General features: G+C 63.8%; 15 protein-coding genes and 1 tRNA gene. 7 read left to right on the top strand and 9 right to left on the bottom strand.

What is annotated here, in order from left to right; translation table 11 throughout:
* Positions 1-238 precede the first annotated feature (238 nt).
* The 3 genes from OG714_RS25195 to OG714_RS25185 all read right to left on the bottom strand — a co-directional run bounded on the left by OG714_RS25195 (position 239) and on the right by OG714_RS25185 (position 3,824).
* The gene (locus OG714_RS25195) at positions 239-478 is read right to left on the bottom strand and encodes a DUF6458 family protein (protein ID WP_366095948.1); all 240 of its coding nucleotides are present in this window, start codon (positions 476-478) and stop codon (positions 239-241) included.
* 87 nt (positions 479-565) lie between these two features.
* On the bottom strand, positions 566-1,861 hold the full coding sequence (locus tag OG714_RS25190) for a M18 family aminopeptidase (RefSeq protein WP_406124264.1): 1,296 nt from the start codon (positions 1,859-1,861) through the stop codon (positions 566-568).
* Between the two features lie 121 nt (positions 1,862-1,982).
* Positions 1,983-3,824, bottom strand: a complete 1,842-nt coding sequence (locus OG714_RS25185) for an acyl-CoA dehydrogenase (protein WP_406124262.1) — start codon at positions 3,822-3,824, stop codon at positions 1,983-1,985.
* Positions 3,825-3,950: 126 nt separating this feature from the next.
* Between OG714_RS25185 and OG714_RS25180 the strand changes: the two genes are divergently transcribed.
* The 3 genes from OG714_RS25180 to OG714_RS25170 all read left to right on the top strand — a co-directional run bounded on the left by OG714_RS25180 (position 3,951) and on the right by OG714_RS25170 (position 5,842).
* Positions 3,951-4,424: an SseB family protein gene (locus OG714_RS25180; RefSeq protein ID WP_406124260.1), complete on the top strand. Its 474-nt coding sequence runs from the start codon at positions 3,951-3,953 to the stop codon at positions 4,422-4,424.
* A 146-nt stretch (positions 4,425-4,570) separates the two neighbouring features.
* Positions 4,571-4,837, top strand: a complete 267-nt coding sequence (locus OG714_RS25175; RefSeq protein WP_406124258.1) for a hypothetical protein — start codon at positions 4,571-4,573, stop codon at positions 4,835-4,837.
* A gap of 33 nt (positions 4,838-4,870) precedes the next feature.
* On the top strand, positions 4,871-5,842 hold the full coding sequence (locus OG714_RS25170; RefSeq protein WP_406124257.1) for a pirin family protein: 972 nt from the start codon (positions 4,871-4,873) through the stop codon (positions 5,840-5,842).
* A gap of 165 nt (positions 5,843-6,007) precedes the next feature.
* Here the strand turns inward: OG714_RS25170 and OG714_RS25165 are convergent, their stop codons facing one another.
* From OG714_RS25165 to OG714_RS25155, 3 genes are all read right to left on the bottom strand, one after another.
* Positions 6,008-7,177 (bottom strand): methyltransferase domain-containing protein, encoded by a 1,170-nt coding sequence (locus OG714_RS25165; protein ID WP_406131941.1) that lies wholly within the window; start codon positions 7,175-7,177, stop codon positions 6,008-6,010.
* 149 nt (positions 7,178-7,326) lie between these two features.
* Positions 7,327-7,423 (bottom strand) — tRNA-OTHER (locus OG714_RS25160).
* Positions 7,424-7,496: 73 nt separating this feature from the next.
* On the bottom strand, positions 7,497-7,844 hold the full coding sequence (locus OG714_RS25155; RefSeq protein WP_406124255.1) for a hypothetical protein: 348 nt from the start codon (positions 7,842-7,844) through the stop codon (positions 7,497-7,499).
* Between the two features lie 464 nt (positions 7,845-8,308).
* Here OG714_RS25155 and OG714_RS25150 point away from each other — a divergent pair, with 464 nt between their 5' ends.
* Positions 8,309-9,580 (top strand): XRE family transcriptional regulator, encoded by a 1,272-nt coding sequence (locus OG714_RS25150; RefSeq protein ID WP_406124253.1) that lies wholly within the window; start codon positions 8,309-8,311, stop codon positions 9,578-9,580.
* Between the two features lie 3 nt (positions 9,581-9,583).
* Here OG714_RS25150 and cutA read toward each other — a convergent pair whose 3' ends face one another.
* On the bottom strand, positions 9,584-9,916 hold the full coding sequence (gene cutA / locus OG714_RS25145) for a divalent-cation tolerance protein CutA (protein ID WP_406124251.1): 333 nt from the start codon (positions 9,914-9,916) through the stop codon (positions 9,584-9,586).
* Between the two features lie 177 nt (positions 9,917-10,093).
* Here cutA and OG714_RS25140 point away from each other — a divergent pair, with 177 nt between their 5' ends.
* The 3 genes from OG714_RS25140 to OG714_RS25130 all read left to right on the top strand — a co-directional run bounded on the left by OG714_RS25140 (position 10,094) and on the right by OG714_RS25130 (position 11,981).
* Positions 10,094-10,474, top strand: coding sequence for an SH3 domain-containing protein (locus tag OG714_RS25140; protein WP_406124249.1), 381 nt, complete (start codon positions 10,094-10,096; stop codon positions 10,472-10,474).
* A gap of 290 nt (positions 10,475-10,764) precedes the next feature.
* Positions 10,765-11,016 carry a hypothetical protein gene (locus tag OG714_RS25135; RefSeq protein WP_406124247.1) on the top strand — a complete coding sequence of 84 codons (252 nt, stop codon included), beginning with the start codon at positions 10,765-10,767 and terminating at the stop codon, positions 11,014-11,016.
* Positions 11,017-11,600: 584 nt separating this feature from the next.
* The gene (locus OG714_RS25130; RefSeq protein ID WP_406124246.1) at positions 11,601-11,981 is read left to right on the top strand and encodes an STAS domain-containing protein; all 381 of its coding nucleotides are present in this window, start codon (positions 11,601-11,603) and stop codon (positions 11,979-11,981) included.
* 1,224 nt (positions 11,982-13,205) lie between these two features.
* Here the strand turns inward: OG714_RS25130 and OG714_RS25125 are convergent.
* Entirely contained in the window at positions 13,206-14,093 is an 888-nt protein-coding gene (locus OG714_RS25125) for a hypothetical protein (RefSeq protein WP_406124244.1), read from the bottom strand.
* Positions 14,094-14,200: 107 nt separating this feature from the next.
* A complete protein-coding gene (locus OG714_RS25120; RefSeq protein ID WP_406124242.1) occupies positions 14,201-14,581 on the bottom strand; it encodes a peptidase inhibitor family I36 protein in 381 nt (126 codons plus the stop codon).
* Positions 14,582-14,851: the final 270 nt, after the last annotated feature.

Here is a 14,851-nt window from a genome sequence, read left to right as displayed (position 1 = left end):
ATCGTGAGACGGGCCCGGGGCTGCCTCTCCCCGGGCCCTCAACTGCACAGAGTCTTCACGAGGTTCACACAATCGCACAATGCGCACCGCGTCACGGAATGCTCACGGTTGTCTGTGGATGTCCTGTGCGGGCGATTCGGCCCGAGTGCGGACTACGCCCACGTATCCACCGTGGAAAGATCCCAACTGGCGTGGATCAGGCTCCTGTTCGCCCGTGTCCGCCCTTGCCCGCCCGTGATCAGGCGCCGTAGCCGCCGCGGTAGCCGCGCGACTCGTCGTCCTCGACGACGGTCGTCTGACCCGGTATCACCACGCGTCGGCGCCGGGCCATGCTGCTGAACGTCACGACCCCGATCAGCCCGACGACCATGAGAATGACGCCGACCAGGTCGAGATTGACCCCCTGCATCTGCCAGTCGGTCGCGAACGTGAGGATCGCGCCGACGGCGATGAGGATGATGCATCCGCCCAGGCCCATGAGTGTCGCCTCCCTGTCCGGTCCGGTCGGCCCGGTCCGCCTCCGGGTACCCGGGAAGGCAACACCCATGCGCCGGGCGGGAGTTGACTAACCCTTCAGGAACGACGTCAGCGCGTTGGCCAGCAGGAACGGGTCCTGGTCGCCGCAGAGTTCGCGGGCGCTGTGCATCGAGAGGATGGCCACGCCGATGTCGACGGTCTTGATGCCGTGCCGGGCCGCGGTGATCGGGCCGATGGTCGTGCCGCACGGCATGGAGTTGTTGGAGACGAAGGTCTGGAAGGGCACGCCCGCCTTCTCGCAGGCGGCGGCGAACACCGCGCGGCCCGAACCGTCCGTGGCGTAGCGGTTGTTGACGTTGACCTTGAGGATCGGACCGCCGTTGACCCGCGGGTGGTGCGTCGGGTCGTGGCGCTCCGCGTAGTTCGGGTGCACCGCGTGACCTGTGTCGGAGGACAGGCAGACGGTGCCGGCGAAGGCCCGCGCCCGGTCCTCGTACGACCCGCCGCGCGCGAACACCGAGCGCTCCAGGACCCCGCCGAGCAGCGGCCCGTCCGCGCCCGTGTCGGACTGCGAGCCGTTCTCCTCGTGGTCGAAACCGGCGAGCACGGGGATGTACGGCAGGTTCTCGCGGGCGGCGGCGGAGGCGAGCGCGGCGGCGCCGGCGTGCAGGGACAGCAGGTTGTCCATGCGCGGACCGGCGACCAGCTCCTCGTCGCGGCCCAGGTAGGAGGGTGCTTCCACCGAGTGCGTCATCAGGTCCCAGCCGGTGACCTCGCCCGGCGCGAGCCCCGACTCCTCCTCCAGGAAGGCGATCAGGTCGCCGTCGCGGACGTCGTCGCCCAGGCCCCAGATCGGCTGGAGGTGGCGCTGCTTGTCGAGCTTGAGGCCGTCCGCCGACACGGAACGGTCCAGGTGGATGGCGAGTTGGGGCACCCTGAGCAGCGGCCGGTCCACGTTCACCAGCCGCGTCGAACCGTCCCGCAGGGTCAGCCGGCCGGCGAGGCCGAGGTCGCGGTCGAGCCAGGAGTTGAGCAGCGGCCCGCCGTAGATCTCGACGGCGACCTGGCGAAAGCCGTGCGCGCCGGTGTCGGGACGCGGCTTGACCCGCAGGTTCGGGGAGTCGGTGTGCGCGCCGACGATGCGGAAGGGGGTGTGGGGAGCCGCGCCCTCGGGGACGAACCAGGCCACGATCGCGCCACCGCGCAGCACGTACTTGCCGCCGGTCGTCCCCTCCCAGGCGTCCGTCTCGGCGACCTGCCTGAAGCCCGCCTTCTCCAGCCGCTCGGCGGTGTTCGCCACGGCGTGGTACGGCGTGGGACTCGCCGCCAGGAAGGACAACAGGTCGTCGGTGTGGCCGCGGTCGAAGCGGGAGGGTGCGCTCATGGGGTTCACCTTAACGACGTACGAGGGCCCGCTCCCGGGGCTGGGAACGGGCCCTCACAAGGGCGATGTGGGGATTCGCGAAGCTGTACCGGTGTTGTCCTGGAACGTGTTCCGCGGTCGCCTAGAAGGCTGCCTCGTCCAGCTCCATCAGGTCCAGTTCTACGCCCTCGGCCACCTTGCGGGCGAGGGTCACGCCGGGCAGAACGTTCGCGGCGAAGAACTTCGCGGCCGCGATCTTGCCGGTGTAGAACGCCACGTCCTTGGCGGACACGGCCTTGGTGGAGGCGGCCTCCAGCTTCTCCGTGGCGATCGCGGCGCCCTTGAGGAGCAGGTAGCCGACGACGACGTCGCCGGAGGCGAGCAGCAGGCGGGTGGTGTTGAGGCCCACCTTGTAGATGTTCTTGACGTCCTGCTCGGTCGCCGCGAGGTCGGTGAGCATCAGGCCGACGATGGCCTCCAGCTCGACGGCCGCCTTGGCGAGGTGCTCGCGGGCGCCCGCCAGGTCCTCGCCGCCCGTGCCCAGCGCGAGGAACTTCTTGATGTCCTCGGCGAGGGAGTTGAGGGCCGCGCCCTGGTTGCGGACGATCTTCCGGAAGAAGAAGTCCTGGCCCTGGATCGCGGTGGTGCCCTCGTACAGGGTGTCGATCTTGGCGTCCCGGATGTACTGCTCGATCGGGTACTCCTGGAGGAACCCGGAGCCGCCGAAGGTCTGGAGCGACTGGGCGAGCTGCTCGTAGCCCTTCTCGGAGCCGTAGCCCTTGACGATCGGCAGGAGGAGGTCGTTGAGCGCGTGCTCGGTGGACGCGTCCTCGCCCTCGGCCTCCTTGACGGCGATCGCGTCCTGGATCGACGCGGTGTACAGCACCAGGGCGCGCATGCCCTCGGCGTACGCCTTCTGCGTGATCAGCGAGCGGCGCACGTCCGGGTGGTGCGTGATGGTGACCTTGGGCGCGGCCTTGTCGCCGAAGGCCGCGAGGTCGGAGCCCTGGACGCGCTCCTTGGCGTACTCCAGGGCGTTGAGGTAGCCGGTCGACAGTGTCGAGATGGCCTTCGTGCCGACCATCATGCGGGCGAACTCGATGATCCGGAACATCTGGCGGATGCCGTCGTGCTTGTCGCCGATCAGCCAGCCCTTGGCCGGGTGCCGGTCGCCGAAGGTCATCTCGCAGGTGTTGGACGCCTTGAGGCCCATCTTGTGCTCGACGTTCGTCGCGTACACGCCGTTGCGCTCGCCCAGCTCGCCGGTCTCGACGTCGAAGAGGAACTTCGGCACGAGGAAGAGGGAGAGCCCCTTGGTGCCCGGCCCGTGGCCCTCGGGCCGCGCGAGCACGTAGTGGAGGATGTTCTCCTCCATGTCGTGCTCACCGGACGTGATGAAGCGCTTGACGCCCTCGATGTGCCAGGACCCGTCGTCCTGCTGAACCGCCTTGGTACGGCCCGCGCCGACATCGGAACCCGCGTCGGGCTCGGTCAGCACCATGGTGGACCCCCAGGTCCGCTCCACGGCCAGCTGCGCGATCTTCTTCTGTACGTCGTTGCCCTCGTCGTAGAGGATCCCGGCGAAGGCCGGCCCGGAGCAGTACATCCACACGGCCGGGTTCGCGCCGAGGATCAGCTCCGCGTACGACCAGATCAGGGAGGGCGGAGCCGTCGTACCGCCGATGGCCTCGGGGAGGCCCAGCCGCCAGTACTCGGCCTCCATGAAGGATTTGTAGCTCTTCTTGAAGGACGCCGGTACGGGCGCGGTGTTGGTCTCCGGGTCGAAGACCGGCGGGTTGCGGTCGGCGTCGGCGAAGGACTCCGCCAGCTCGTTCTCCGCGAGCCGGGTCAGCTCCTCCAGGACGCTCTTCGCGGTGTCCGTGTCCATCTCCGCGAACGGACCCGTCCCGTACAGCTTGTCGCGCCCGAGGACCTCGAAGAGGTTGAACTCGATGTCGCGGAGATTCGACTTGTAGTGCCCCATGGCGACGACTCCGTAGAAAGATATGTACGACGAGACTTGTACTAAGCAGTAGCTACGATGATGCTACCCGTCGGTAATAAGACGCAACCCCAAGCCGTCCATCTGTGACTCAGTACTCTTGCGGGCATGTACGGCTACGACCAGAACGTGGGCGCTCAGCAGGGGTACGTCCCGCCCCAGCAGCAGATGGCCGGTGGCGCGGCCGGCTACGGCCAGCAGCCGCCGCTCTACCCCGAGCCGTCCCCGCCTTCGCTCGCGGACGCGGTGCGCGCGTTCACCACCGGGCAGATGGCGGCCGAGGACTTCCAGCAGGTCTTCGCGACCTCCAAGGTGTACTGCCCGCGCGGCGACAACCCGGGCTTCCTCGCACTCCACAACACCCAGCAGCCGGTGATCCCGATGTTCACCTCGCTCAAGGAACTGCGCCGCTACGCCGGCAAGGAGTCCAAGTACTTCGTGATCACCGGCGCCGAGGTCATCGACCTGCTGCCGACGGGCTACGGCTTCGTCGTCGACATGGAGGGCGAGCACCGGATGGTGTTCGACGCGAAGGCGGTCGAGCAGATGGTGGAGTTCGCGATGCGGAGGATGTACGGCTGATCGCGAGCCCTGTCGATCGCTCGATCTCGATCTCGATCGCTTCATGCCGGTGTGAGCCCGGAGGGAATGCCCTCCGGGCTTCTTCTGTTGTGGGGTAGCAGAAAGTTCAACGCTCAACTAAACTCGACGCACAAGGAGGTCCCGACATGCCTGCAGTGACCGTAGAGAACCCGCTGACCCTGCCCCGCGTGGCCGCGCCGGCCGACGCCGTGGCACGTCCCGTGCTCGCCGTCTCGACCGCGCCCAGCGGTTTCGAGGGTGAGGGCTTCCCGGTGCGCCGCGCGTTCGCCGGGATCAACTACCGCCACCTCGACCCGTTCATCATGATGGACCAGATGGGCGAGGTGGAGTACGCGCCGGGCGAGCCCAAGGACTCTACCAGTTGGGTGCGTACATCGGTACACGGTCGCTGAGCTGCGGATACTTCCACCTGAAGGAGAGTCACCATGCCTGCTGTAACTGTCGACAACCCCCTGACGCTCCCGCGCGTGGCCGCCTCGGCTGACGCTGTCGCTCGTCCCGTGCTCACTGTCACGACGGCGCCGAGTGGCTTCGAGGGCGAAGGGTTCCCGGTGCGCCGCGCGTTCGCCGGGATCAACTACCGCCACCTCGACCCGTTCATCATGATGGACCAGATGGGCGAGGTGGAATATCAGCCTGGAGAGCCAAAAGGGACCCCGTGGCATCCGCACCGTGGCTTCGAGACCGTCACGTACATCATCGACGGCGTCTTTGATCACCAGGACTCCAACGGCGGTGGCGGCACCATCACCAACGGCGACACGCAGTGGATGACGGCGGGTGCGGGCCTGCTGCACATCGAGGCGCCGCCGGAGTCGCTGGTCGTGTCCGGCGGTCTCTTCCACGGGCTCCAGCTCTGGGTGAACCTGCCTGCCAAGGACAAGATGATGGCCCCGCGCTACCAGGACATTCGTGGTGGTCAGGTGCAGTTGCTGACGACTCCGGACGGCGGCGCGCTGCTGCGGGTCATCGCCGGTGAGCTGGACGGTCACCAGGGCCCCGGCATCACGCACACCCCGATCACGATGGTTCACGCGACGGTTGCGCCGGGTGCGGAACTCACCCTGCCTTGGCGGGAGGACTTCAACGGCCTGGTGTACGTCATGGCGGGCAAGGGGTCGGTGGGCGCGGAGCGTCGTCCGATCCACCTGGGCCAGACGGCCGTGTTCGGTGCAGGCTCCTCGCTGACTGTTCGCGCGGACGAGCAGCAGGACGGGAACACCCCGGACCTGGAGGTCGTCATCCTCGGCGGTCAGCCGATCCGTGAGCCGATGGCGCACTACGGCCCGTTCGTCATGAACACCCGTGAGGAACTTCAGCAGGCCTTCGAGGACTTCCAGAAGGGGCGGCTGGGCACCATCCCCGCCGTCCACGGGATGGGCGAGGGCGGTCTGTAGACGCCTGTAGAGCGGAAATGCCCGAAGCCCCGTCCTTGTCTGGACGGGGCTTCGGACTTGGTGGCTCAGGTCAGGGCGTTCGGCCGGTGCTCAGTTCGTCTCTGCTGAGTTGTCCTGGCCGACCCCGTCACCTTCTACGGAGGCAACTGGGGCGGCTCTCAGGCACTAGACGAACCAGGATGCCCCCGGCTCATCCAGCCATGCGGTTTGCCCTTCTGCGTCGACAGTGAGCCCGAACCGCTCATGCCCCGGCCTGCCTGCCCTTTCCCACCATCCGTAGGCCGACTCCACTTCGTCCCACAGTCGGCGCGGACCCGATTGGTAGACAGTCGTTTCGGGGTGATCGTTGCGGAAGAACGCGCATGCCCATGACATGTCGTCGAGTCCGTAGAACCAGACACGTCGGGTGCCCTCGCGTTTCAAGGCAACGGTGTGGGTGCACTGCGGAACACGAAGACCGATCGCGAACGCGGGGGCACCGAACTCGCCCCCGGTGAATACTTCCTCCGGCAGGGTCGTCGACGACGTCTCCGCGCCCTGCACCCCGGCCGGCGCATAGGCGTTGTGCCCGGCGAAAGGGAGACGCTGCGAGCGGAGATTCATGAACTCGGCGGGGTCCGTGAAGTGCCCTGAGGCACTGGCACCGTCATCGGACACGATCAGTCGGGCTACGGCATCCTGGTTGCTGAAGTGCGTTCCCCAGGGCGCCACGATCACCCCGCCCGGTGAGGTCTGCTCCACCCAGGCGAAGGGGACCTCGCGCACACCCACAGTGGCGATCACGCGGTCGTAGGGGGCGCCTGCCGCGTACCCCTCGAACCCGTCTGCCGTGATGACGGTAACGGGCAACCGGGCTCGTTCGAGCGCTGTCCGGGCCGCCGCTGCAATGGCGGGATCGACCTCCACCGACACGACTTGGGAAAGTCCGAGCCGTACCCCAAGCAACGCGGCGTTGTAGCCCGTTCCGGTGCCGATCTCCAACACCCGGTCCCCTAGGCGGACTTCGAGGTCCCGCAGCATCGGGAACACGACGGACGGCATCGAGATGGAGCTAGTTGAGACTTCGCCGGGCTCCGACCCTTGATGCTTGCCGTCGTCCCACTGGGTGACGATCGGGACGTTGTCTTCCGCGTATCGGTGCCACAGTTCCGGGTCTTTGGTCCTGTCCACGGTCACGGTCCGGGCGGTGGCCATGTCGAACGGCCACATGAGGTCCGGCAGGAACGCGCTTCGCTGGACGAGGGCGAACGAGGGAAGCCAATCGGAGTCCAGCGCCCCCGACTTGAGAAGGGCACGGCCCAACTCGGATCGCACCCTGTGGTTCTCAGAGTCCATCAGCGGGGGCTGCCGTCGGTCGCCGTTGCCTCCTCCGTCGCCTTCATCTGCGGTGTCCACGGTCTCAAGCACGGTGACGCTCCTCTCTCGGATCGTTCCCTGATGCCCGCTTGGTTGCCTCTCACCGACGTGAGGCAACCAAGCGGAAGTGCCCTCGCCCGGACTCGAACCGGGGTTACTGGTACGCGCAGCGTGAATGCGAAAGGCGCCGTGCTACCAGGCTCTTCCTGACTGAGCTACAAGGGCAGGGCCCGCCCCTGCCGGGGCTCGTCGTGGTGCGGGGGAGCACTTGACTGGCTCGTCCGGCAGGGGCGGGGGTCTAGAACTGGCCTGGTGCCTCGGCTGTCTTCGGGCTGAATCTGGCCATGGTGTGGTCGCGCTCTGAACTGGGGTTCTGTACTCGCCGGCCTGCTGTATCGGCGGGCGAAAGCTCAGGGGGCGCCTCCAATACGGCGTAGTCGGCGAACACGCGCCGGTAGCGCACATGGAGGGTGTCTTGCGTGTGTTGGCGCTGCCACTCTTCGACGTCGCGCGGGGTCGGCAGGGCTCCGGACTCTGCGCCGCACTCGGCTTCATCCCCGGATACGCAGCGTGCGAAGTACTCGGGCTCTGCGGCCTGGTCCTGCACGATGGTGAAGGGGACGAAGCGAAAGACGCGTGTGGTCATAGCGCGCCTTTGGAACGGGAGTTGGCGGCTTTGAGTCCGGCGCTCAGTCGCTCCTCTTGGGTGGGTTCGTGGATCAAGGTGGGATCGGCTTCCCACTCGCGGCCTCCGCCTACGGGACGCAGCATGGCGTAGGGCCCTGCTTTGCCTTGGTACTCACCTACCTTTCTGGTCTCCGGGTCGTAGACAAGCGCCCCGCGCTCCGGGGCTGCTGTCTGTCCCTCGGCCTGTTGCGCCATGGCCACTCCGTATGTGTTGCCCCGGCCTTTCCGGGGAGGGGGTCTCTCCGGTTCCCAACCTTCGTACGGAGTAAGGGACCTGACTTCCCCATCATGGGTATCCCCATGATGGGTAGGCTGATGGTTGAGCCGGTGCTACACACTGTGACCAGTAGGTGCGACGGGGCCCAGATGACTGCATACCAACCGCCAACGGCGCTACCACGTGACCTGCTGCGCCGAGAAGACATGCGTTCTGCGATCGAGGCCCATGACTTTGGCGCCGTTTTCCGGATCGCACGGAGCGAGGCGGGCATCAGTTATTCGAAGATCGCCGCCGAGTGCGACATGAAACCGGAGCGGGTGGGAGCCCTCGCGCGCGGAGAAGGCAGAGTTAGTACCTTCAGCAAGATCACGCAAATCGCAGATGCCTTACGTATCCCCGGGCGCATGCTTGGTATTGTCCCGCGTTATTGGGAGACGGTGGAACCTACTACTGATAAGGCGTCCGCACGCGTCAATTCCACACAGAGAGATGGAGATTTAGTGCGGCGCAGGAATTTCGTTAAGTCATCTGTGGGTGTCGGATTGGCTGTAGGCCTGCCCGATCTCGAACCCGTAGAAATAGGGCAACGAATCGGTGAGAAGGTACCTGAACAACTTCGACGGAGGACGGCGCGTTTGCGTCGCTTGGATGACGTCCTTGGCGGCGGTGACACTTACCGTGTTTACATCGGTGAGTTTCAAGCGACCAAGAGCCTGTTCCATGATCGCAGTTACTCGCAAGAGACCCGAACGGGGTTGCTATCCGTTCTCGCCGAACAAGCGCAGCAAGCGGGATGGGCCGCCTTCGATGGTGGTAAACACGCTGTAGCGCGTGGCCTCTACGAAGATAGCTATGCGGCAGCATCGGAAGCGGCGGATTCGGCGCTTGCTGGAAACGCGTTGGCGTTTCTTGCCTATCAGGAGAGCAACGGGGATCGACTGGCGGGCGTTAAAATAGCTGAACAGTCTTGCCGGACGGCTGGTCCGGATGCACCTGCCGGCGTACGTGCGCTGCTAAACGAACGTCTTGCATGGGCCTACGCCGTGGCAGGAAATGCTACCGAGATGGAGCGGGCGCTCAAAGCGGCTGAGACTGCGCTCGGTGAGAAAGGGGCGAATCCGCAACCCGACTGGGTAGCATGGGTAGACAGCAATGAGCTTGAGATTATGGCTGGCCGTTGTTGGGCGGAGCTAAGGCGCCCTCTACGCGCAGTTCCTGTTCTGGAAAATGCGCTGAGTAAATATGGCGACACGCATGCACGAGATAAGAGCCTGTATTTGTCATGGTTGGCTGACTCTTACTTGACTTCTGGAGAAGTCGAACAGGCTGCCAGTGTAACCGGCCGAGCCTTTGAGCTATTGTCCGGTGTTGCCTCGGTTCGACCGCGTGAGCGTATGGCGTCGATAATTCAGAAGCTGAGTGCCCACCGTGATCTTCCTGCTGTTGCCGAAGTCTTGGAAATGGCACGCGCCTAAATTTTAGTCCGTTGATGTATCTGAAAGGCTGCTGCCGAGCCAACGCAGATAAGCGGCTGATCCAGCGATGATCGACACGGCTACGATTTCAGGGTTGTCCCACGGATGATTCCTTAGGAGATGAGCCTCCAAGCGGTCGTAGTGGTCCGCTCGCGTCTTCAGCAATAGTTGCCATTCCTCTCCGGTCCCGAACTCGCTGAGATGCCAAAAGGCGGAGATGACGGGGCCGATGACCTGGGCGCCTGCGGCCAGCCGCGATGACACTGCGGACTGAGCCAGCTTGACGGCTGCCTCGCGGGTCTCTGTCGCCGTGGACACCTGAAGGTAGTCAGTCATGGGCGCGAGCGTACCCCTGCGGGTTCGAGGGGCTCCCGACGGTTAGGCAACTCATCCGGATAAGTGGTTGACCTCTTGAGGTCGACTGGCGGATGCTGGCCACTCATCCGGATGAGTGGCTGCCTGGTGGCAGGTTGGCGGCTGCTCGTCCTCTTCCGAATCGAAGGGGTTTTGATCATGGGACGTAATGCACTGCGGTCGCTGGCCGTGTCGACTGCGTTGGTGGCCAGCGTCGGCCTGGTGGGTGTCTCGGGTGCGTCGGCGCTGAGCCCGGACCTGGAGCGGTCGGGCGTTCAGTCCAGTCAGGCGGCGACGATCAACAGCGCGAACGACGGCCCGTACAAGACGGCCACGGTGAACGGGTTGCGGGTGCGCACGGGTCCGGGCACGAACCGGATGATCCTCGGCCTGATCTATCGGGGGCAGCGCGTGAAGGCCATCGCGTCGGCGCGTGACCGTCGTGGGCAGCGCTGGGACAAGGTCCGGCTCGTGAAGGCTTCGCGGGGTGGCCTTCCTCGGGGCTTCACGGGCTGGGTGACCGAGATGTATCTGTACTGATCGACTGCCGGAAGTCTGTAGGTCGACGGCCCTTCTCCGCTACGGCGGGGGAGGGCCGTTCCCGTGTGATCACAATCCGAAAGTGTGGAGAGTTCGTGAAGAAAGCATGTAGGGAATGTGGTGATTGGCTCAGTTCCGTGACCGCGCTGCCGGTGCCTGGACCCTCGTGTGACGCGTGAGCATATTCTGTTGATCTATTTGCTCGTGCTAAGCAATGCTCTACTCCTCGTGGCGTGGTGGGCTTCATTGGGGGTGTGGGCGGCAACGAAGGGGATAGGGGAGAGTGTGCGATGGTGAACAGCTCGGCGGGGGATTACTCCGAACCTGAGGACGCCGCGTATGTGCCGGGCGTCGACTACGTGTCGGGCTGGCGCATGGCGGCGGAGGCGGCCGACGAAGTCAACGGCGCGCTACGGGACATGGGCGTTGACGAGGGGGCAGTGCGGGCGGTGCCTCACTCGGGGGCGCACGGTGAACCGGTGGTGTGGCTGAGACCGGAGGATGCACGGCTGATAGCTCGGGTGTTACGGCGGGCCCGATGACACATGCTGGGAGATGAGAGGGAGGGGAGCGGGGATGGCGCGCGATGACTGGAGGACTGCGAAGGGCTCTCGGGTGACGGTCGAGACTGATCGGCACGGAGAGTTCATCGTCTGCGCGGGGTGCCGGAAGCGGATCAAGATCACGGGTGCGGGTCCTGCGATCTTCGCCGTTCGGCAGCACACGGCGAGCTGCACCCGGTAGGGCGAAACGGCTGTTCGGGCAGGCTGGGCCGGCGCATGGCTGGAAGTCTTCTGAGGACCCGATGCCTAGGGAAAGTGACTGGTCAACGTGCGGGATGACCTCAATCGCACACGGATCTTGGCCATGACGAAACCGGCATCTGCGATTGAGGTTGTCACGCGTGGGCGGGGTCCAGGGGTGTGCTGTAGCACCCCTGGTACCACCGCCCGCAACCACTCTCGTCACGGCGCTGGGCGCCACGCTGAGCAGCGTTGGCGTCCTTGGTGAACCGGAGAAGCGGCCGTGGTAGTCGCTCTAAGTGGTTTCTAGCTGACTCTGGTCACACTGTGCTGGTGACCGTGGTGACGCGTACTGTGAGGACAGCTCAGCTCGCTTTCACGGGGTGGGTGGTGTGCCGGGAAGTCTGGTCGGCGACGCATCCGTCGCGCCCGGAAGGCTTCCCGTGCCTCTCACGCTCTTTCTCCGCTTTCACGCTCGGACCGTGGTCCGGCTGCGGGGAGAGCTGAACTCCGGCAAGGCGCCTCGGGTCCGGAGGCAACTCCTGAGAGCCTTCGCTCGGGCTCCGAGCGTCCTGGAAGTAGACCTAGGCAAGGTCACCTATCTCGCCCCGGAGACCCGCGCGTTGCTCCTAGCCGCCGCAGCCGTCGCGCACCGATCCGGTACGCGTTTCATGATCACCCATGCTTCGGCCCGCAGTCTGCGTGTGCTGGGGGAGCTGGGTATGCAGCGCCTCATGGACGCACCACTTCTTCCTGACCCGTAGTTCTGCAACGAGACAAGAGTCTGCGATGCCATCCCCCAACGCTTCCTCCGCTCCGCCTCCCTCCACGCCTGAGCTCCTGATTCAGGAGGTACTCAACTGCTTCGACGCGTACGCCCGTATCCGCAGGGCGCGGGACAGCGTTCTTGCCGCCTCCCGCGTGAGTCCACGGGAGGAAGAGCGTGCCTTCACCAATTTGCAGCACGCCATCTCACGACTCCGCGCCAGTTCCCGGCCACAGTAGGACCAGAGGGCATCCAACGGCGGAGTGGGCGGAGTTGGGTCCCATGAGGGGGCGGGGGCGGGCCTCGATCTCGTGAGGCTCGCCTCCCTGGGGACGGATTGGACAGACGACAGAAGCCCCTCGCGCTGACTACGCGGGGGGCCTTCTGCTGGGTCGGGGCGTGTGGGGTGTCGGGCGGTTGCCGACCGGACGGGACCGGCCGAAGGCCGCACGCCCGGCCGGGGCGGCAGGACCGCCCGGCGCGCCCGCAGGGCGCGCCCTTGAGCAAGTAAAGAGAAGTTACTCCGATGCGGAGCGGCGACGGGCGAGGCGCTTGGCGGCGGGGGCCTTGGTCGGCGTCATGGTGTAGGTGAGCTGGCATGTGACGTCGGGCGCCTTCAACTCCTCGCACAATAGCGGGCGTTCCTGGTCGGCGTTGCCGATGCAGCGTGGTGCGCTCGATCGGGGCGGCGGGCGGTTAGGGGGACATTCGTGTGCCCTGTATGTCAGCAGCGATGGTGGACACGGAATGACTCAATGCGCCTCTGCCACCTCAGGTTGGGAGGCTCATCGCGTTCCGACGATGAGCAGCGCGACTATTGTGACCGCGATTGCCAAAGATGCATATACGAAAATTAGGCGTTTCCTCTGAAGGTGTCGCCCTCGCGCTTTTCCGGCCTCTTGGAGAGCTGAAAAATCCGCTCTGAAGTTCTGGGAGGTCGCATGCAGGGAATCTCTGAGGTTTGCCTCGAAATTTTTGTCAGTATGAGCCACAATCGTACCCGCTTCATGCTCGGAGGATTAATACAACATGACGCCATATGGTGGCTTCTTCCGAGACTACAAGCGCCATGCCACCCAAGTCTTTGATCGCTTGCATAGTGAGCCACTTTGTCCCGGTATGGAAAACCTGTGGCCACGTAGGATGGTAGCGGAGGCCGTAAGATCGGCGGGATTCCCAAGCCGGATCGCATCGCGCCTGACCAGGCTGCCGCTTAACTGCCTTACTTTGAGATGGCCAAATTTGCAACTCCTATCGTCCGCAATTTAGCGTTTTCGCCCTCCTCTAGCCCGCGAGAATTCTCCTTTATCAGAGACATCTGATAAGTACTCTCGACAGATGACCATATGCTGATGATATTCACCTTCTCCTTGCACAACACATCGGCGACCGCAACTTTTCTTTCATGCTCTCCAGGTTTTGAGGTTGAGAATTCCTTGTCATTTATGGCGGCAATTGGATCAGTGTATTTATGGCCTGCCGCGTTCATGCATTTCGACCACTCTTTAAACGCCGCTATTACCGCAGGATCTTTTTGTGACTCCTGGTAGCTTTTTACGTTTAGATCTTGTGCCCCCTGTAGGCTCTCTTGTGTTTTGACTTCGTTTAGCTCGCCTTGCGCCTCCCCTAGGCAGCCTTTCGCTGGCACCGACACCCCTTTGTAAGTGTCAATTCCGCCTCTCAGCAGTTTCAAGATTGTCTTCGAGTAATTCTCGCTCGGCTGCTGATCGAGGCCCGGCAAGTGATATCCGGATTCTTTGGCTAGCTCTATATCGTTCAATCCGTAGCGCCGTTCATTGTTGCCGATTTCAGGCGACGCCTCTTGCTCGGTAGGTTCATACTGAGCCCCAAGCCTAGTCATGCATTTTTTGATTAGAGCTTCACGCGCTTGAGAGATGATTTTCTGCTCGTCTGCTGTTAGAAGATACTTATCTAGGGGAAGCCTCAGGTCGGTGCTGTCCTCAGACTTCTGTGTCGACGCATTACGAGGCATTTCATCCGAGCCCTTATCTCCTTCCTTGGTGCTGCTCTCTGAGCATGCGGAAAGAAGTAGGAAGCTACATGCCATGGCTACAGCCGAGCCAGTTTTAATGGAAGAGAATGATTTCATCGGTGTACTTTCAAGTGACGGGTTGCAAGGGAAGGCACCCTGCAGTTGCAGGATGCCTTCCCTTGATCCCTTTTAGGGTTCGCATCGAAATCGATGCTTTATGATTCTTAGGAGAACGTCCGAAGCGAAGCGTCTTCGTTGTACGTGTTCACCAGGTTCTTCGCGGTCCCCGGTGCAAAGAGGTCAGACGGACCAGAGTAGTTCGAGTTGTAGTAGACCCGAACGTTGTAGTTGGTGAAATCGTTCCTGGCCGATGCGGCATTGTTCTTTACTGACTGGCCAGCGCCAGCACCGCAGCAGTCGAAGGTGTAGCCGGCGAGGTCGGCAACGCTGTTGTTGAAGTGGAGGTGGGTCCCGGCCATGCCGGAATTGTAGAAGAGACAGAAGTTGCCGATACTGCAATTTGTGTCCGCGCTCGCGGGAGTGGCCGTGGTGAATGCGGTCCCTGCTGCGAGGGCTATCACCGGCAAGACGTACTTGATTCGCATGCGTCATCCTTCGTGGTCGGTTCGCCATCCGTGACCGAAGAAAGGGCACCGTGTGAGGAAAACAAAGCAAAGGGAACTGCTGCTATCGGATTGCAATCACCGCAAGACAGCACTGAGTGCGTTCCCTCCCCAAAGAACCCCCGTCGTTCAGCCACGGCGGCATATCGCCTGTGACTTCCTTGTGGATCTTATGAAGAAAACTTGTCCTTGACCACCCCTTTAGACCGAAATCTCTGAAGTGGCGAGAAATCACCCTTGATTCCAATTGCG

Source organism: Streptomyces sp. NBC_00989, from assembly GCF_045162655.1.
Lineage (GTDB): Bacteria > Actinomycetota > Actinomycetes > Streptomycetales > Streptomycetaceae > Streptomyces.
The sequence above is the reverse complement of the archived record's forward strand: the minus strand, read 5'-3'. Positions and strand labels throughout refer to the sequence as shown.